General features: G+C 40.2%; 15 protein-coding genes and 1 pseudogene. 7 read left to right on the top strand and 9 right to left on the bottom strand.

Going from position 1 to position 18,134, the window contains the following annotated elements; translation table 11 throughout:
• Positions 1 to 53: 53 nt before the first annotated feature.
• Positions 54 to 1,934: a biosynthetic arginine decarboxylase gene (gene speA / locus I6F10_RS13495; protein WP_197098979.1), complete on the bottom strand. Its 1,881-nt coding sequence runs from the start codon at positions 1,932 to 1,934 to the stop codon at positions 54 to 56.
• A 199-nt stretch (positions 1,935 to 2,133) separates the two neighbouring features.
• On the opposite strand from speA, the gene speE reads away from it, so the two are divergent.
• The gene (speE, locus tag I6F10_RS13490) at positions 2,134 to 2,997 is read left to right on the top strand and encodes a polyamine aminopropyltransferase (RefSeq protein WP_008138747.1); all 864 of its coding nucleotides are present in this window, start codon (positions 2,134 to 2,136) and stop codon (positions 2,995 to 2,997) included.
• 180 nt (positions 2,998 to 3,177) lie between these two features.
• On the opposite strand, the gene I6F10_RS13485 is transcribed toward speE, so the two are convergent.
• The 3 genes and pseudogenes from I6F10_RS13485 to I6F10_RS13475 form a co-directional block, all read right to left on the bottom strand.
• A complete protein-coding gene (locus I6F10_RS13485; RefSeq protein ID WP_197098978.1) occupies positions 3,178 to 4,779 on the bottom strand; it encodes a methyl-accepting chemotaxis protein in 1,602 nt (533 codons plus the stop codon).
• Between the two features lie 65 nt (positions 4,780 to 4,844).
• The gene (locus I6F10_RS13480) at positions 4,845 to 6,077 is read right to left on the bottom strand and encodes a hypothetical protein (protein ID WP_197098977.1); all 1,233 of its coding nucleotides are present in this window, start codon (positions 6,075 to 6,077) and stop codon (positions 4,845 to 4,847) included.
• Positions 6,067 to 6,688 (bottom strand): annotated as a pseudogene (locus I6F10_RS13475) (methylamine utilization protein). The gene I6F10_RS13480 and the pseudogene I6F10_RS13475 overlap by 11 nt, the downstream one beginning before the upstream one ends.
• 158 nt (positions 6,689 to 6,846) lie before the next feature.
• Between I6F10_RS13475 and I6F10_RS13470 the strand changes: the two are divergent.
• Positions 6,847 to 8,889, top strand: coding sequence for a glycoside hydrolase family 97 protein (locus tag I6F10_RS13470; RefSeq protein ID WP_165745016.1), 2,043 nt, complete (start codon positions 6,847 to 6,849; stop codon positions 8,887 to 8,889).
• 22 nt (positions 8,890 to 8,911) lie between these two features.
• On the opposite strand, the gene envZ is transcribed toward I6F10_RS13470, so the two are convergent.
• Positions 8,912 to 10,225: a two-component system sensor histidine kinase EnvZ gene (envZ, locus tag I6F10_RS13465; RefSeq protein ID WP_197098976.1), complete on the bottom strand. Its 1,314-nt coding sequence runs from the start codon at positions 10,223 to 10,225 to the stop codon at positions 8,912 to 8,914.
• A 5-nt stretch (positions 10,226 to 10,230) separates the two neighbouring features.
• The gene (gene ompR, locus I6F10_RS13460; RefSeq protein ID WP_002959552.1) at positions 10,231 to 10,950 is read right to left on the bottom strand and encodes an osmolarity response regulator transcription factor OmpR; all 720 of its coding nucleotides are present in this window, start codon (positions 10,948 to 10,950) and stop codon (positions 10,231 to 10,233) included.
• Positions 10,951 to 11,145: 195 nt separating this feature from the next.
• Between ompR and greB the strand changes: the two genes are divergently transcribed.
• The 4 genes from greB to I6F10_RS13440 all read left to right on the top strand — a co-directional run bounded on the left by greB (position 11,146) and on the right by I6F10_RS13440 (position 15,181).
• Positions 11,146 to 11,625, top strand: a complete 480-nt coding sequence (greB, locus tag I6F10_RS13455) for a transcription elongation factor GreB (RefSeq protein WP_197098975.1) — start codon at positions 11,146 to 11,148, stop codon at positions 11,623 to 11,625.
• Between the two features lie 116 nt (positions 11,626 to 11,741).
• A complete protein-coding gene (locus I6F10_RS13450) occupies positions 11,742 to 12,053 on the top strand; it encodes a hypothetical protein (protein ID WP_033020846.1) in 312 nt (103 codons plus the stop codon).
• Between the two features lie 50 nt (positions 12,054 to 12,103).
• Positions 12,104 to 12,685: a CBS domain-containing protein gene (locus I6F10_RS13445; protein WP_024595749.1), complete on the top strand. Its 582-nt coding sequence runs from the start codon at positions 12,104 to 12,106 to the stop codon at positions 12,683 to 12,685.
• 168 nt (positions 12,686 to 12,853) lie between these two features.
• Entirely contained in the window at positions 12,854 to 15,181 is a 2,328-nt protein-coding gene (locus I6F10_RS13440; protein WP_197098974.1) for a Tex family protein, read from the top strand.
• 72 nt (positions 15,182 to 15,253) lie between these two features.
• On the opposite strand, the gene I6F10_RS13435 is transcribed toward I6F10_RS13440, so the two are convergent.
• The 3 genes from I6F10_RS13435 to bioH all read right to left on the bottom strand — a co-directional run bounded on the left by I6F10_RS13435 (position 15,254) and on the right by bioH (position 17,249).
• Entirely contained in the window at positions 15,254 to 16,108 is an 855-nt protein-coding gene (locus I6F10_RS13435; RefSeq protein WP_197098973.1) for a putative metalloprotease CJM1_0395 family protein, read from the bottom strand.
• Positions 16,109 to 16,112: 4 nt separating this feature from the next.
• The gene (locus I6F10_RS13430; RefSeq protein ID WP_002959563.1) at positions 16,113 to 16,421 is read right to left on the bottom strand and encodes a hypothetical protein; all 309 of its coding nucleotides are present in this window, start codon (positions 16,419 to 16,421) and stop codon (positions 16,113 to 16,115) included.
• Positions 16,422 to 16,511: 90 nt separating this feature from the next.
• Complete coding sequence (bioH, locus tag I6F10_RS13425; RefSeq protein ID WP_197098972.1) at positions 16,512 to 17,249, bottom strand: pimeloyl-ACP methyl ester esterase BioH; 738 nt, start codon at positions 17,247 to 17,249, stop codon at positions 16,512 to 16,514.
• Between the two features lie 74 nt (positions 17,250 to 17,323).
• Here bioH and I6F10_RS13420 point away from each other — a divergent pair, with 74 nt between their 5' ends.
• On the top strand, positions 17,324 to 18,001 hold the full coding sequence (locus I6F10_RS13420) for a ComF family protein (protein WP_024596110.1): 678 nt from the start codon (positions 17,324 to 17,326) through the stop codon (positions 17,999 to 18,001).
• Positions 18,002 to 18,134 lie beyond the last annotated feature (133 nt).

The raw sequence follows: 18,134 nt of genomic DNA, 5'->3' as shown, positions 1-18,134 counted from the left end.
ATTCCTTTAAACATTGCGCAGCCACTAATACTGCGCTTTCAGTTGCTTACAAATTAATCTTCAAAATAGGTATAGCCTTCAAGGCCTGCATTAAGCTCAGCTAAATAACCTTCTTTACACTGCGCTGATACATCAAGTTTATTAACTTGGTACGCAAAGTTGTCAGCTAAAATGGCGCTATCATAGTCAACAAACTTTAATACATCCTTAACGCTATCACCTTTTATGGCATTGGTTAACACATAACCTTCATCATTAAGCTCTACATGCACTGAATCAGTGTCACCGAATAAGTTGTGTAAATCGCCTAAAATTTCTTGATATGCACCCACCATAAACATAGCAATGTGGTATTGCTCACCGTGCTTATATTCTGGTATTGGTAGGCTGGTTTCGATACCAGCGCCTTCAACGTATTCGCGGATTTGCCCGTCAGAGTCACAGGTAATATCTTGAATAATCGCGCGCTGAGTCAATGGTTGAGTTAAGTTTTCGATTGGCATAACCGGAAACAACTGCTGAATACCCCATACATCAGGCAACGACTGAAATAATGAAAAGTTAACAAAGAGTTTATCGGCAAGCTTTTCGTTTAAATCGTCGAGTACTTCACGGTGCGCGCGCGCATTATTACTAAGCGATGCACGTACACGATGTAAAATAGTAAAGTAAAGCTGCTCTATTTTCGCCCACTCTAGCATGCTTACTAAGCCATGCACGTACTGATCGTGCGCTTCGCTAAATAAGTGCATAGCGTCGTGATAAATCTCAAGTGCCATACGCGGGTTTAAACGCTGTAAACACTGCCACATTTCATCAAGCACTAATGCGCTATTTTCAAGCGGTGGCTCTGGATTTAAATGATTGGGCGCTTTTTCTACGTCAATTACATCAGTAATTAATACCGCATGATGAGCCGTTAAAGCGCGCCCCGATTCGGTGATAATGGCCGGATGCGTAAGGTTATGCTGATCGCACACCTCTGCAAATGCATTTACTACATTACGCGCATACTCTTCTACGGTGTAGTTCATTGAACACGCGCTGCGCGAGCCAGAGCCCTCGTAATCAACGCCTAAGCCGCCGCCTACATCAACGGTGTTTAACGGTACGTTTAATTGTGTAAGCTCAGCAAAGTGGCGTGCACATTCACGCAAAGCACGGTGAATATCACGAATGTTGGCGACTTGAGAACCAATATGAAAGTGCACCATTTGCATTAAGTGCAGCTTATTATGCTTTTTCAGCACTTCAACAGCACTTAGTACTTGGCCTGCCGTTAAACCAAACTTGCCTTTTTCGCCGCCCGTGTTTTGCCACTTGCCTTTGCCTACTGAGTTTAGGCGAATACGAATACCAATAGCCGGTTCAATACCTAGGTTGTCTATTTCTTCAAGTAGTGTGGTCAGTTCTGAAAGCTTTTCTACCACAATTTTTACGCTGTGGCCCATTGCTTGACCAATACACGCTAGGCGTAAAAACTCACTGTCTTTATAGCCGTTACACACAATAGTGATTGGCTCTTTTGCTACGCCCAAAATAGCCATAAGTTCTGGCTTTGAGCCTGCTTCTAGGCCAACAAGTCCGCTTGGATGCGCTAATAGCTTACTTACTACAGAGCGTTGCTGATTTACTTTAATTGGGTAAACACAGGTGTATTTGCCATTATATTCACGATTTGCTCGCACTTGCGTAAACGCGTTAGTAAGGGTGTCTACACGATTTTTTAAAATATCAGTAAAGCGTACTAAGACCGGCAATGTTAAACCTTGTTGTTTAAACTGCTCTGTTAATTGCGTTAAAGAAATGGCCGGTTTTGTTTGGTCGCCATCTGGGTAAGCCACCAGTTCGCCTTGTGCGTTAATATCAAAATAACCATCACTCCAATGAGCAACGTTATAAGTGGCGCGTGCTGTTTCTAAACCCCAGGTCATGGCAACTCTTCTTTAGTCAATTAGGTATAAAGGCGCATTTTAATACGTCACTATCCACTAGGCTAACAAAAATTGAACTTTCACTCACTCCTAACTAACTTTATTCGTCAAATCAGTTAAAATGTCATTGAGCAAAACGCCAAGCACTGGCAGAATTGCCCCTTTTTCATACTCAACCTAAAAAAGTGTAATAGTAACTATGGCAAATTTAGATCAAAGTAAGTGGTTTACTGAAATTAGCGACCGCGATGGCAGCGCATTTTCATTACGTATTAATAAAAAGTTAGATGAAAAACAGTCTCCTTTTCAAAAGGTAGAAATGTTTGAAACCACAGACTTTGGTAATTTAATGATCATCGACGGGTGTACTATGGTAACAACCCGCGAAAACTTCTTTTATCATGAGATGATCAGCCACCCTGCACTTTTAGCGCACCCAAACCCTAAAAACGTCGTTATTATTGGCGGCGGCGACTGCGGTACTTTACGCGAAGTATTAAAACACCCAGGCGTAGAAACTGTAACGCAAATAGATATAGACGAAGTAGTAACGCAAATGTCGTTAAAATACTTCCCAGAGCTTTGTGAATCTAACAACGACGCCCGTGCAACGGTTATGTTTGACGACGGTATTAAATACATGCGCGAAGCCGCTGGCGAATCTATCGACGTGGTTATTGTTGATGGCACCGATCCGGTGGGTCCAGGTGAAGGTTTATTTAATCATGCGTTTTACACAAGCTGTTTAGATGCACTGCGCCCAGGTGGTATTTTAGTACAACAAAGCGAATCACCTCTTATGCATATGCCATTATTAGTTGAAATGCGCGAAGCAATGCTAAGCGTAGGCTTTAACGATTTACAAACACTGCCATTCCCGCAACCAATTTACCCAAGCGGTTTATGGTCGGTAACACTTGCACGTAAATCACAAGCATTTGACGGTTTTAGAGAAGACGGCGCAGCACAAATAGCTGAGCAAAGTGAATACTACAACAGCGGTATTCATCATGGTGCACTCGCTACACCTAACTACATGAAACGCGCTTTTGATAAAAAATAATACTAATTCACTTTAGGCTTTGTTGACTTCTCAAGGTTAAAATTGCATTAAAAAAGGGACTTTTAAAGTCCCTTTTTATATTTATAATGACTATTCAAACTGAACTCGAGCTAGCAAACAACATAAGTACAGTTATATTTCAAAACCTTAAAGAGCTATCTAACCAAATAATCAGCTTATTTAAACTTTAAATCGATGCACTAAGTGATTTAGCTCATCAGTCAATTGTTCCATTTTTTTAGATACATCCTCAGTAGTTCGAGCAAGCGCCCCCCCTTCTAAAGTTTGATCGTTTAATGATGATAGGTTTTGACTTATTTCATCTGCAACCGTTGTCTGCTCTTCAGTCGCTTGCGCTGTTTGCATCGCCATATCATTTACTTTAGTAGACGAGCTTTGCATTGCATTAAGCACATCATTAGTTTGACTAAACGAGCCAACCGCATCATCTGCAAATTGCTTACCTTCATCTATCGCTTTAATTGATTGTTCTACGCTCGTTGCAAATTGCTCTATCATTTTTTGAATATCGTTTGTGCTTACTTGCGTGCGTGTAGCCAATGTTCTTACTTCATCTGCTACTACAGCAAAACCTCTGCCATATTCACCAGCTCGCGCGGCTTCAATAGCAGCATTAAGCGCCAGCAGATTTGTTTGCTCTGCAATTGCACGAATAACCTCAAGTACTTTGGCAATGTTATCAGAACTTTGTTGTAGCTCTGTAGAGCGCGCCATAGCTTGCTCCATATTTTGCGACAAAGAAATAATACGAGAACTAGAGTGCGCAACCGCTGTTAGTCCTTGCTGAGCTAAATTTAACGATTTATCAGCTTCTGTTGATGATTGCTGAGCAACACCTGCAACTTCTCTACTTGCTACACTCATCTCATGCACTGCACTTACTATTGACTCAGAGGCTTGGCTGAGCGTTTGATTTACAGCATTGTTTTTATTTGCAACCTGACTTAACTCACCTCCTAATTCACTTAGTTCTTTTGATTGCTCTAAAATATCGCGAATTAATTGCTGTAAGTTGTCGAGAAAACGATTGAACTGCGTTGCAAGTTCAGAAAACTCATCTTTAGACGTTATAGCGATCCTGCCAGTTAAATCGCCATCACCAGAGGCTATATCGTTAATACGAGAAGTTACATAGTTAATTTGCTGTGTTAATTGCTTAGGAATAAGGTAACTAAACCAACACGCCACTAATAAAATTAATATGACAAAAATAAGCATAGTTAACTTAGTTGAAGCAATTGTGTCTGATAGTTTTTGAACTTCTTCAACCGATGTTTGCTCTGCTAATTCACCAGCTTGATCAAGCGTAGCTCTTAATTCGTCAAATGCTTTTTCTGATTGAGACTGTTTTTTTAGATTTGTTTTATCATTCATATAGGCCAGTGAAGCGTTTAACCAAGTATTATAAGCACCATCAAAACCGCGAAGCCCATTTATAGCTTTTGGATAGTCCGATAACAAAGCTAAGTACTGCTCTAACCTTTGCGTTACTTGCTCAGCATTTTCTTTATGTTCTTGCAAATAAGCTTCTTTATTGTCGTTATGTGCGACTAAATTTAACTCAGCAACCTTTGCTTGATACAAATCCCTGTCGGCACTCAAAGCAAGAGACACAGCCTTAATAAATTTATCGGATTGCACATCTAATGCATTTTTTTGTAAGTTAATTAAGTATGAATACCCAATAATTAACGACAAGATAGCAATACCTAAAATAACAATAGGAAAAGAGACTTTGACGCGGATACTATTCAAATTCATTACTTACTCCAAAAAAAACCATATTTAATACCTACCTTTTTGATAATAAATCTAGTTTATAAAACCTAAAATCGCCATTGAGCGTTTAGCATTATTTGCTGCTGCGAGATTCGTTCATTAAATCCAATTGGCTCTCTATTTTTTGCAACACTTTTAAGTGCAGAACCTTCAACCCCTATTTGTAGTTTATTAGTGAGCTGGTAGCGCCATGTTGCGGTTAAACCTTCCCCATTGCTTGCATTAGGATCAAACGCAGTGGTGTCGTTATCTGTCACTTTAAAGTAATCGTAGCGTACAGAAACTCGATGCTTGCCTTCTTTATGGCTTAACATTAAATAATGGCTGTAAAAGGCATTATCTATTAAAGCATTAGCGCCCATTTCGGTTTTACCATTAAGTACCTGTGCTATAAAGCGGGTTTTATTATTAAACTTATAAAGCCAAGCGGCGCTTGTAAAGCGAGTATCCCAAGCATACTGCCCTGTACTAATATTAAGTGTGGTTGGGTCACCGTTATTGTTGTAATAATAAATTCGAAATTGTGATTTTTTTAAGTAATCCCAATGTACGCCAGCGTAATAGCCAAAACGTCCGTCTACTTCTTCAAACGGTAAAACCTGATTAGCTTGCCAGCGTAATTCATACGCATTTAATGCCGCTACAGGCGCAAATTTAACACTTTCGTTAAATGTAGTTTGCCTATCGTGTAATGCAAAACCACGCCAAGCAAGTAAAGTACCGGCAGGGTCATTGCCTTTAAATGTAGCACCTACAAAACTAAAGCTATGAGCGCTGTTAAAACGTTTTGCTGGGCGCTTAATAGTTACCTCTGCGCCAACAGTGCGTACTTCCTCGCCTATCCAGCTATTAATAGCTGAGTTTGTATAGTTATAAGGAGAAGTCCACCCTATATCAGGGTTTTCAAGCGACATAAGTGGATAAAAGCCCCCTACACGCACATGCCATTTATAGTTGCTGTTAGATAGCGGCTGATACTTTACATAAGCTTGCGTAAAACCAAGGCCAACGTCAGGATCTTGATTCGCATTTAACACCCCATGAGCCGACCAACTAGATGCTAAATCAACATTAAAATTTAAAATACCTTGGGATAAAATAAGTTCGTCGCTTTTAGTATCGTGCCGATATAGCCCAAGGCCGCCCTCTTGAAAGCTACGTATATCGTCACCCTGCACGGCTCTAATTTGTAACAAGCCTTTTACTTGTGCATACAATGCATTACTAAAACATAAAGCACCGGCTAAAAATATCAGCCTCGTTAAGCGATTAATAGTCATCAAATTCATCCGTAGCAAAGTCAATTTGCTCCGCAATTTTCTGCTTTACTTTATAAGTGATCGGGTTAGTAGCCACAGTAATAGTTTGAGATTCAACCTTACTAATATCACTAAACCCAGAATGCCAAACACTTCGTGTATTCGCCTACATTGGCATTTAAATCAACATGACCATTTTCATCAGTGATTGCAAAAATAGTACTATCGACCACCACAATATAACCTAACATCCAATCATGAATGTTACAGCCAAGCTCAATGACCCCTGTTTGATCAAAAGTAATGGGCGCTTTTGGGTGCTCCTTATATAGCTTTAATTCAAATGTTTTAGCTTTAGAAAATGAATAAACATGGTGCATGATTGAGTCCGCATTCGGAAACTCTACCTTTGCATTTTGTGGGACAACTAAAATACGCGGCTTGAATTCTCGATTTTGCTGGGTCATCGCATAAGGTGCTTCTGGAGGAATAACGCTAGAGGAATCTCCTGCAGTTAGCCATACAACAGCATTAGGTAATGGGTCATTATTAGCATTTTTAATTGTAATATTTGCTGCAAAAACTCCAGTACTAACACTTAGTAAAAATACACAAAGTAAGCTTTTTATCATTTTCTTGTCGCTATTATCAATTTGTTTACATTATAGACCGATTAAGCCACCAAATTCTTTCTATTTTTTAAAACATTGAATACGTATGTAAGCAGTCGTATTAATCATCAACAGTCATTATCCTTAGATGTCACCACCGACTCATCTAAGGACACACCATGAGAATACCAGCACTTGTGCTTTTAGCCTTTGCTAGTAATAGCTACGGACAAACCGTAGAGCTAAAATCGCCAGACACACAAATAACAGTAAGCATCTCTGACGAAAACAACACGCCAAGCTACGCAATAAAATTTAAAAACAAAGCGGTTATAAACAAATCTTTACTGGGGTTTGAATTTAAAACACAAGCAGCTTTTAGCGACGGCTTTAAAATTAAAAGCATTGAACAACAAAGCGTTAACTCACAGTGGCAACAACCTTGGGGCGAACGCCAAAACGTTGTTGACGAATATAACGAAGTAGCCGTTACCTTTACAAAAAATGAGCCAAATAAAGGTACCTACACAATTCGATTTAAAGCATTTGATAGTGGTGTAGGTTTTAGATACGAAGTACCACAACAAGCCGGGTTCGAACATACAGAAATAACCAAAGAGTTAACTGAATTTGCAATAAACAATAGCCATGATGCAACAGCATGGTGGATACCTGCTCGTGGCTGGAACCGCTACGAATATGTTTACAACACTACTCCACTTAACGAAGCTCCACTAGCTCACACACCATTTACGTTTAAAACAAGTGACGGTACTCATATTAGCATTCATGAAGCCGCACTTGTTGATTACGCGGGTATGGTGCTTAATCAGCGCCGTCCAGGCACATTTACAGCCGACTTAACCCCTTGGTCAGATGGTGTTGCCGTTAAAAAGCAAGGTGCTTTTAAAACACCATGGCGCACCATTCAAATAGCCGACAGCGCTGTTGGCTTAGTTAATTCAGATATAATACTAAACCTAAACGAGCCTAATAAACTCGGTGATGTGTCGTGGGTTAAGCCTGGCAAATACGTGGGTATCTGGTGGGGTATGCATATAAACACGCAAACTTGGGGTAGCGGTAAAAAACACGGCGCCACTACGCAAACCACAAAATACTATATGGATTTTGCAGCGCAGTATGGTTTTGATGGTGTACTCGTTGAAGGCTGGAATATTGGTTGGGATGGCGATTGGTATTTTAATGGCGATGTATTTAACTTTACCAAACCGTACGACGATTTTGATATAGCAGCGCTGACTCAATACGGCAAAGAAAAAGGCGTACAGCTCATTGGCCACCATGAAACATCAGGCAATGTAAGCAACTACCGTGACCAAATGGAAGATGCTTTTGCCCTTTACGAAAAATCAAACGTCAGCCAAGTAAAAACAGGTTATGTAGCCGATGGCGGAAATATAAAACGTATAGACAAAAACGGTATTGCGCGCCACGAATGGCATGACAGCCAATTTATGGTTAACGAATACCTTTATAACGTAAAGCTTGCGGCTAAACATAAAATTAGCATTAATACTCACGAGCCAATTAAAGATACAGGCCTGCGCCGTACTTACCCAAACTGGATCGCGCGCGAAGGCGCACGCGGACAAGAGTATAATGCATGGGGTTCGCCTCCTAACCCACCAGAACACGTACCAATGCTTGCCTTTACCCGCATGCTCTCTGGCCCTATGGACTTTACGCCAGGTATTTTTGATATGAGCTTTAATGGTTTAGGAGGCGATACAAACCGCCCACAAACTACACTTGCCAAACAACTCGCACTTTATGTTGTTTTGTATAGCCCAATTCAAATGGCTGCCGACTTACCTAAAAACTATTTGGCTAAGCCCGATGCGTTTCAATTCATTCAAGACGTACCAACAGATTGGCAGCAAAGTATTGCCCTTGATGGCGAAGTAGGCGACTTTATTGTATTCGCTCGTAAAGAACGTAAAAGCACTAAATACTCAGGAAACGATTGGTACCTAGGTGCTGTTACTGACGAAAAAGCCAGAACAATTGAGGTGAAACTCGACTTTTTAGAGCAGGGCAAAAAGTTTGAAGCGCAAATTTATAAAGATGGTAAAAACGCAGAGTGGAAAAACAATCCGTACGATATAGCTATCGAAAAACGAATTGTAACTGCAAGCGATAAACTAACGCTTAAATTAGCCACTAGTGGCGGTACAGCTATTCGTTTTAAAGCACTTTAATATGATGGGCCCCCTGCATTTACTATGCAGGGGTTGATACCTTTATTGGCAAATATACTTGTGCACTCAAACCGCCTTCTGGGCGGTTTTCTAGTTTTACTTTACCGTCGTGCATATCAACAATGCGTTTAATAATGGCAAGGCCTAAGCCACTACCTTCACTGCCACGTGCAGCATCGCCTTGCTTAAAGGGCTCAAACACAGACTCTAATTCGTTTTCAGGGATCCCAGGACCACTATCGTTTACAGCGATAACTACATATTTTTTGTTTGAATTAAAGTAACTAAGTACTTCAATATCGCCCTCAGAATAACGCAGCGCATTACCAATCATGTTGGTAATTACACGTTTAATAGCCACAGAGCTTAAGGGTATATTGCCTATATTTGGATTACTTTTAAACGTAATAGTACGTTGATGCTGAAGCTCAGAATTTACAACCTCGGCAACTAAAGCATTTATATCTTCGCAACTTAGCTCTTCACGTTTATGGTGGCGTAAATACTCAATAAACTGATCGATAATCCCGTTCATATCTTCTATATCGTAAATAATACCTTCACGAAGATAGTCGTCTTCATCAACCATCATTTCGGTGGCTAAACGGATACGCGTAAGCGGCGTACGTAAATCATGCGATACACCAGCCATTAGTAAACGGCGGTCGTTTTCAAGTGCGGCAATTCCGCGCGACATTTGATTAAACGCGCGCGTTACTTCTATTACTTCTGTTGAGCCTTCTTCTTCTAATTTGGTAGAAAAATCGCCTTTACCTACTTTTACTGCAGCTTGTTGCAGTGCTTTTAATGGCCTATTAAGGTGCCTTGCAAACAACCACCCACCCAGCACACTTAAAAAGCCAATACTTGATAAGTAAAAAGTTAAAAACTCTAAGTTATTCTCTTTAAAGCCTTTAAGCGGTACTTTTACCCAATAACCTGGCGCTTGCGGTGCTTCAACCCAATAAATCAATGGATCAGTTTGGCTAATACGTACACGAGAATAACCACCAAGTTGCTCAGTCATGCTACGCGATAGCATAGAATATTCGCGGCTTTGCCCAAGCCCTTGACGCATCGCTTCGCGCTGAGTCATCACTTCAATGCCGGTAATTTCAAAAAACTTCGCAGATACTTCGTCGTTTATTTCAACGCCATCTTCCCAGTCAATAAATACCGTTTTAATTTGCTTAGCAAGCATCAAGTTAACTTGCTCAATAGTTGGTTTTACAACATAAAAACTAACCGTAACATAAGACACTATTTGATTTATTAGCAACAAAGCCGCCACTAAAAAAACAGTTTGCCCAAAAGCACTGCGCGGAAACATGCCCATAAATATTACTTTTCACCGTCGGGAACAAACACATACCCCAAACCCCAAACGGTTTGAATATATCGCGGATTAGCAGCATCTACTTCAATCATGCGGCGAAGTCGCGACACTTGCACATCAATACTTCGCTCAAGCGCACTGTAATCACGCCCACGCGCTAAGTTCATTAGCTTATCGCGGCTAAGTGGCTCACGCGGATGCGAAACAAGCGCTTTGAGCACTGCAAACTCACCACTGGTAAGCGATATTGTTTTATCCCCTTCACTCATTTCGCGCGTTGCTAAATTAAGCGTAAATTTACCAAAAGCGATTAAGTTTTCTTCAGCAGCAGGAGCACCTGGCACTTCTTTTGCGCGGCGGCGTAAAATTGCTTTTATGCGAGCAAGTAGCTCACGTGGATTAAATGGTTTTGGAATGTAATCGTCAGCGCCAAGTTCAAGACCAATAATACGGTCTACTTCGTCGCCCTTTGCAGTAAGCATAACAATAGGAATTTCATTTTCTTTTTGGCGTAGGCGGCGGCAAATAGATAAGCCATCTTCGCCTGGGAGCATTAAATCGAGAACCATTAAGTGAAAGTTTTCGCGCTCTAGGAGTCTATCCATTTGCTCCGAGTTTCCTGCGGTTCTAACAATAAAGCCTTGCTCTACTAAGTAACGTTCAAGCAAACTGCGTAAGCGCATATCGTCATCAACAACTAATACTTTTGTGGTCTCGTGTCCCATAATCTCTTTCTTATTTTTATATCCAATTACTAGTTAATATAAATGAAAAACTTAATAATCAAAAACTAATTACTTGCTTAGATTGTTACTGAACATTTCAAAGCTTCCTTACTCGTACTTTATTACATTTTACGCTCGACAAGTTTTGGCAAATTTAATAACGTGCACACCATTAGAGTTAATAAAGAATTCACCATGAAAACAAATTTAGTTACCCGCGAAGGTTACTTGCAATTACAACAAGAACACGATCAACTATGGAACGTAAAACGCCCAGAAGTAACAAAAATAGTCAGCTGGGCGGCCAGCCTCGGAGATCGCTCTGAGAACGCAGACTATCAGTATAACAAGCGATTGCTGCGCCAAATTGACCGCCGGGTACGCTACTTACGCAAGCGCATACCTGATTTAAAAATTATTGACTACTCTCCCGTGCAAGATGGAAAAGTATTTTTTGGTGCATGGGTTGAAATTGAAAACGAAGAAGGTGAAGTTAAAAAGTTCAGAATTGTAGGTCCTGATGAAATTTACGACCGTAAAGATTACATATCAATAGACTCACCTATGGCGCGTGCGTTGATTAAAAAACAAGTAGATGACGAATTTGAAGTGACCACTCCTCATGGAAAAAAGCAGTGGTATGTAAACAGTATCGATTACCAAAAAAAGAAATAAAAAGTTTTGATTCAGATCATGTTAACTTTTGATTGTGTAAATTAAAGCAATAAGCTATAACTGAATTATTCAAGTTGATTTGTTTAATTTGAAAGCAGTTAATTAAGGTCGTGATTATGTCAAACATAGTACAGCGCATATTTAGTAATGCCGTATTGTTTGCACTTTTAATGAGTGTAAGTTTGACGCTGCATGCCAGCAACACTGACGTAAACCTTGATAACGCTAAACTATCTAATCACTTTATTACTTGTGATATTCCTGACCAAGCAAACCTCGATTTTGACGTGGACTCTCACGTTAACACTATTACCTTTAGGTCGCCTCAACCACTTCCTAATGTCGTAGATTCTTTTTATAAGAGCACTAATCTAAACAGACCTTTTAGCACTGCATACCAACGCGGACCACCTAGCTATTTAATTTAATTCATTATTTTACAACTTAATTAAATTTTATAACTACTAAGGTGACTACTATGTCAAACTTTAAAGAATTACGTACCCAAAATATTTCTCATGGCGTTATTGCTAGCACATTTGCAGATGATCAACCATTAATCGATTTATCTTCTCCAGCGCTAAAAATGGTGAATAACTTTACTCAAAAAACACCTATTCGTGCAGAGCATGGAACAACGATTACAGATGCACTTAAACAAGTAAGTGCACAACAATCTGACTTTGTTTTAGTAACAGACGAACACCAAAAATTAATTGGTCTAGTTTCTAGCGCCGATTTACAAAGCTCTAAAATTACTATTATTGCAGAGCGCTTAAATATGCAACGAAGCGAAGTAAGCTTACGTGACATTATGACACCAGTTAGCCGCCTTACAGGTGTAAGTATGCAAAGCTTAAGCTACGCATGCATTGGTGATGCGCTGCAAACGATGGAGCATCAGGGCACAATGTTTTTATTAGTTACAACAGCGAGTAACGAAATTTGTGGTTTAATTTCAGCTCGCCAAATAGCTAAAACATTACATATTCCTGTACATATCTCACCTATTGCTCACTCTTTCAGTGAAGTATTAGAAAACATTGAGCACCCTCACTAGGGCGCTCTTTTAGTTGAATTGATTTGCTCCCGACCCAACCATCTTAAAGCAAGTAAAATAGCTTGCTTTAAGAGCTTTTCATTACTACCTCCTGTGATATTATTCAAGCAATTAACAGCGCCAGTAACACGCTTCTGGTCTTATTTTATTGTATAAAAAGGTTTTTGCATGAGCGATATCTCTGCACGTTTAGCCGGTGAGTTAAACGCACAGCAGCAACAGGTTGTTGCTGCAACAAAGTTACTTGATGAAGGCGCAACTGTTCCTTTTATTGCCCGCTACAGAAAAGAAGTTACAGGCGGCCTAGACGACACCCAATTACGCCTTTTAGAGCAGCGTTTATCGTATTTACGTGAACTAGAAGAGCGCCGTAGTTTTATTTTATCGACAATCGAATCGCAAAATAAATTAACGCCAGAGCTAAGTGCCGATATAACCAATGCACAAAGTAAAACAGAACTTGAAGATTTATACCTACCATATAAAGCTAAGCGCCGCACTAAAGGTCAAATAGCAATTGAAGCTGGTTTAGAGCCTCTTGCTGATGCACTATTTAAAGATGCTAACCTTGACCCAGAGCAACAAGCGGAACAGTTTGTAAGTGCTGAAAAAGGTTTTGCAGATACAAAAGCGGTACTTGAAGGCGCTAAATTCATCTTAATGGAACGCTTTGCTGAAGACGCAAAATTACTTGCTAAATTTAGAAGCCACATTAGCCAAAATGGCGCAATTGAAAGTACTGTGATTAAAGGCCAAGAGCAAACCGGTGCAAAATACCGTGATTACTTTGAGCATCAAGAACTTCTTAAAAAAGTACCTTCTCACCGTGCGCTTGCAATGCTTAGAGCTCGAAATGAAGGTGTACTTCAGTTAAATATAAACCCAGAGCCTAGTGCAGAAAATTCAGCACAATTATGTGCAAACATGATTGCTGAGCATTACCGTTTAGATATTAAATATAAAGCGGCAAGTCCTTGGTTATTAAACGTTGTTCAATGGGCGTGGAAAGTTAAGCTAGGGTTACACCTAGAGAATGAGTTTTTTGCAGCAATGCGCGAAAAAGCAGAAGCCGGTGCAATAGATGTATTTGCTAAAAACTTAAAAGATTTATTAATGGCTGCACCTGCAGGCCCTCGTACTACTTTAGGTCTTGATCCAGGCCTTCGTACTGGCTGTAAGATTGCCGTTGTTGATAGCACAGGTAAATTACTAGCTACACAAACTATTTTCCCTCATGCACCACAAAATCATTGGGATAAATCAGTGCGTACGTTAGAGCAACTTTGCCGTCAGCATAAAGTTGAGCTAATTGCGATTGGTAACGGTACTGCATCACGCGAATCAGATAAGTTGGTTGAAGAGCTTATCAAAGCAAACAGCGAACTTAAACTTAGTAAAATTATGGTTAGCGAAGCAGGTGCATCGGTTTACTCAGCTTCTGAATTTGCAGCTAATGAATTTCCAGATTTAGATGTTTCTATACGAGGGGCTGTCTCTATTGCGCGCCGCCTCCAAGATCCACTTGCTGAACTTGTTAAAATTGAGCCAAAATCAATTGGTGTTGGCCAATACCAACATGATGTATCGCAAAGCCAATTAGGCCAGAGCCTTATTTCAGTAGTTGAAGACTGTGTAAACTCAGTAGGCGTAGATTTAAACATGGCCTCGGTACCGTTACTTACACGTGTATCTGGTTTGAACAAAACATTAGCGCAAAATATCGTTAATTATCGCGATGCTAACGGCACATTTACTAAACGTAGTGAGCTTAAAAAGGTTGAGCGTTTAGGGCCAAAAGCATTTGAACAAGCGGCTGGTTTTTTACGTATTAACAATGGTAGCGATCCACTAGATAACTCATCAGTTCACCCTGAAGCTTATCCTGTTGTTAAACGCATTTGTGAACGCAATAGCGTAGATGTCAGTAACCTAATTGGTAACAGCGACTTTTTAACTAAACTTGCTGCTAACGATTACACTGACGAAAAGTTTGGCTTACCAACCGTTACCGACATTATTACTGAGCTTGATAAACCTGGTCGAGATCCTCGACCTGAATTTAAAACAGCTGAATTTAAAGCCGGTGTTGAAAAAATTAGTGACCTAAAACCAGGTATGATTTTAGAAGGCGTGGTTTCAAACGTTGCTAATTTTGGTGCGTTTGTTGATGTAGGTGTTCACCAAGATGGTTTAGTGCATATTTCAGCAATCACGAATAAATTTATATCAGATCCGCGTGAAGTTGTTAAAGCTGGTGATATTGTAAAGGTTAAAGTTGTTGAAGTAGACGCTGCACGTAAACGCATAAGCTTTACTATGCGCTTAGATGACGATATTGACACAAGTAATAAGTCAGCAGCTCCAGCTACGCAAAAGCCACAAGCACGTGCTAATAATCCGCAACCTCGCGCTGCAAAGCCTAAACGTGACAACGGTAATGCGTTAATGGGCAATGCATTTGCCGATGCGTTCGCTAATGCTAAAGTAAAAAAATAATACTTGTACAACTAAGCTAAAACAAAAAAAACCGCGTAAGCGGTTTTTTTGTGGTTATGTTTTGCTAAATTATTAACTTAACGCTGAAAAACTACTTTGGCTCGCTGGCGATGTAGCCATTTGGTAAAAATTAGCAATACGCCCCGCCCGTGCCTCAACATCGGCATCACGTGTTTTCTCGTCACTTTTAGCTGTTTTTGTATCGCTGCTTTCATCGCTAGAGAATGACGCTTCAAGTTTACTTTTTGCGTCTTCGTCGTCTTCTTTTTCAGGTTGTGCAAGCTCAGCTTGAGCCGCTGCCAGCTTTTGCGTAGCATCTGCGGCAATAGAGCGATCAGCTCCTGAAGGCTCTGCAGGCGCTAATGCGGCAGCGCGTACCGTTTGCATTTTGTCTATAGTCGCTTGCGGGTCACCCGGAATTTCTGATACATCTATTTGTACTTCTCCGCCAACTGCGTAGTTAGTACTATCTGGGCCACGTTGATATTCATAGCTTGGCGAGCCAGCATGTTGCCCACCTACAGAAGCGTGCGCTTGCTCGTGTATTCGTACTTCAGTATCCCGTGCTTTTAGCTCTGTAATTTGTTGTTGTTCTTGTTCTAATTGCAGCTCTTCTTGCTCAGATTCTTCTTTCTCGATTGCTTCACTTTCTTGCTCAGTGCCCTCTGGATTTTCTGAGTTTCCATCGCGCTGCTGAACTGACTTTTCGTCTGCTATTTTTCCCGTTGCGCTATACGTCGCACCATCGCTACTACCTGGCAATTTTGCTTTTTCAGCATCACTTTGCGCTTTGGTTTCTGTATTGCTTGCGCTACTAGATGCGGGAGCCGGAATAACTTCGCGTAGTTGGTTGTCACGCCGTGCGGTTTCCGTATAAACATTTGCGGTGTTTATATTGATAGACGGAAATGGCGTGACAATATTCATAATACTAAACTTTAATATCGATTAACGTGCCAAGTACATCATCGGCCGTTTGAATTGATTGCGTGTTTGCCTTGGCATTAAACTCTTCAACTTTTAAGTTAACAAGCGCTTCATCAACACGAGCTGGTTGTGCTACTGGTGCAGTAATCGCTTCTTCAGGGCGTGCTGCCGTAAGCTGACGTTGCTGCGCTAATTGCGCGTCATCTTGTTGTTCTATACTGGCACGATTAATCTCAGCACTGGCTTTTTCAATACCTTGGCTAGCTCGGTTAAACCCTTCTATACCACTATTAAATACTGATCCGATTGGCATATTAAAACCTCCACCAAATAAACATTGTTTAATTATCGCTCAGGTTCTGCTCAAAATAAAGCTTTAAACAGCGCTATTCTTAGCTCTATTTTAAAGCATTGATTTAACGACAGATAAAAACTCACTTTTATGAGAAATAAATGGTGCATGGGACGCTTTATCTAGTACTTCATATTCAAACTCAGTATTTAGTGCTGACATTTTGCTAATAGCTTTATAAGGTACTAAAGCATCAAGGCGGCCAAATACTCCTCTAATAGGGACTGGGCAATGAGTAAATAAGTCACGTAAATCGTCATTTTGTAAAATATCTAAACCAGCACTCAGGGCATCGCTTTGGGGTGCGCTGTACTGATTTAGCAATTGTTTAAGCTGCTTTATATCATCACGCGCCGACTCGCTACCCATTGCTTGAATAGCTAAAAAGCGCTCTATTGTTTTTTCTCGATGATTAACTAACTGCTCTTTAAACTGCGCCAATACATTCGCTTTTATTCCAGGCCAGTTATCTGCCTCAGCAAAAAAAGGAGTCGATGCTATTAAAATAACTTTAGATACTTTTTCAGGCCAATGCTTAGCAATATAAAGTGCAAATAATCCACCTAACGACCACCCCATTAAAATGCTCTTTGGCTTTAATTGCTTACTTAAAATTTCTGCTGCATCATGCAAAGTATAAGGGCTTGGGCAATCATGGCTATTACCAAACCCAGGTAGGTCAAGGCTACGTACATTTCCTGAATATAAAAACTCAAGTTCTGACTGTACTAACTGCCATACGCCCTGATTCATTCCCCAACCATGTAATAACACTAACTCATTTTGCATATTTGCCTAACCTTTACCAAACTTAGGCTCATCATAACGTTTAGAAAGGCGATTGCAATGCAAGGAGCGAGTCAGTGAAACAAGCCGTTTTAAATTGGTTATTTCCCTCTTATTGCGTGCAGTGTCAAAACTCGATTACGACCTCTTTAGGGCTATGTGATTATTGCCTTGAAGATTTACCATTGTTTGATTTTAGTAAGCATACGAGTTTATTGCATCGACCTGATATTATTGAGATGTTTCCTAATTGCGAGTTTGATAAATTATTTGCATGCGCTTTTTATCAACCTCCCTTTGAGCATTGGCTTAAAAGGCTAAAATTTAATAATCAAATTCATTATAAAAAGGCATTGCAGCAAATTATACAAAAACAGTTAACGCAGTTTTTTGAGCAAAGCCCTAACTTGCCAGATACCTTTATTATTTTACCTCTTCATAAAAGCCGCTTTATTACTCGCGGATTTAATCAGGTAAGCCAAGTATGGCAACCCTGTTTAGCTAATTACGCCCCACTAAGTAATGTTCTTATTCGCGATAAAAAAACACAAGCTCAGTCGGAGCTATCCAAAGCAAAGCGTATAAGAAACTTAAAAAATGCCTTTATTTGTACACAAGACATGGCAGGTAAAACAGTCGCTATTGTTGATGATGTGATGACGACAGGGGCAACATTAAACGCAGCTACTAGTGCACTAAAACAAGCAGGCGCTAAACAAGTGTGGGCTTTTACAACTTGCTTAACGCCTATTTAATTATTAAAAAGTATTGTAACTATTCAGCCTCATCTGAAATGAATATATCAGGCAGCTGATTTTTGAATAATAACTCAAGGGCTAGGCTTGCAGATACATATTGTTTTCTGCAAGTCGATAAATAGCTTCTCAG

The sequence above is a fragment of the Pseudoalteromonas sp. SWYJZ98 genome (genome assembly GCF_015864495.1).
Taxonomy (GTDB): domain Bacteria; phylum Pseudomonadota; class Gammaproteobacteria; order Enterobacterales; family Alteromonadaceae; genus Pseudoalteromonas; species Pseudoalteromonas distincta.
Note: the sequence above shows the minus strand (reverse complement) of the source record. Positions and strands in the feature narration are given on the sequence as shown.

What these genes read in the sequence shown, in the direction of transcription:
- speA (WP_197098979.1), bottom strand. Translation starts at nt 1,934, where the DNA reads ATGACCTGGGGTTTAGAAACAGCACGCGCCACTTATAACGTTGCTCAT.
- speE (WP_008138747.1), top strand. Translation starts at nt 2,134, where the DNA reads ATGGCAAATTTAGATCAAAGTAAGTGGTTTACTGAAATTAGCGACCGC.
- I6F10_RS13485 (WP_197098978.1), bottom strand. Translation starts at nt 4,779, where the DNA reads ATGAATTTGAATAGTATCCGCGTCAAAGTCTCTTTTCCTATTGTTATT.
- I6F10_RS13480 (WP_197098977.1), bottom strand. Translation starts at nt 6,077, where the DNA reads ATGACTATTAATCGCTTAACGAGGCTGATATTTTTAGCCGGTGCTTTA.
- I6F10_RS13470 (WP_165745016.1), top strand. Translation starts at nt 6,847, where the DNA reads ATGAGAATACCAGCACTTGTGCTTTTAGCCTTTGCTAGTAATAGCTAC.
- envZ (WP_197098976.1), bottom strand. Translation starts at nt 10,225, where the DNA reads ATGGGCATGTTTCCGCGCAGTGCTTTTGGGCAAACTGTTTTTTTAGTG.
- ompR (WP_002959552.1), bottom strand. Translation starts at nt 10,950, where the DNA reads ATGGGACACGAGACCACAAAAGTATTAGTTGTTGATGACGATATGCGC.
- greB (WP_197098975.1), top strand. Translation starts at nt 11,146, where the DNA reads ATGAAAACAAATTTAGTTACCCGCGAAGGTTACTTGCAATTACAACAA.
- I6F10_RS13450 (WP_033020846.1), top strand. Translation starts at nt 11,742, where the DNA reads ATGTCAAACATAGTACAGCGCATATTTAGTAATGCCGTATTGTTTGCA.
- I6F10_RS13445 (WP_024595749.1), top strand. Translation starts at nt 12,104, where the DNA reads ATGTCAAACTTTAAAGAATTACGTACCCAAAATATTTCTCATGGCGTT.
- I6F10_RS13440 (WP_197098974.1), top strand. Translation starts at nt 12,854, where the DNA reads ATGAGCGATATCTCTGCACGTTTAGCCGGTGAGTTAAACGCACAGCAG.
- I6F10_RS13435 (WP_197098973.1), bottom strand. Translation starts at nt 16,108, where the DNA reads ATGAATATTGTCACGCCATTTCCGTCTATCAATATAAACACCGCAAAT.
- I6F10_RS13430 (WP_002959563.1), bottom strand. Translation starts at nt 16,421, where the DNA reads ATGCCAATCGGATCAGTATTTAATAGTGGTATAGAAGGGTTTAACCGA.
- bioH (WP_197098972.1), bottom strand. Translation starts at nt 17,249, where the DNA reads ATGCAAAATGAGTTAGTGTTATTACATGGTTGGGGAATGAATCAGGGC.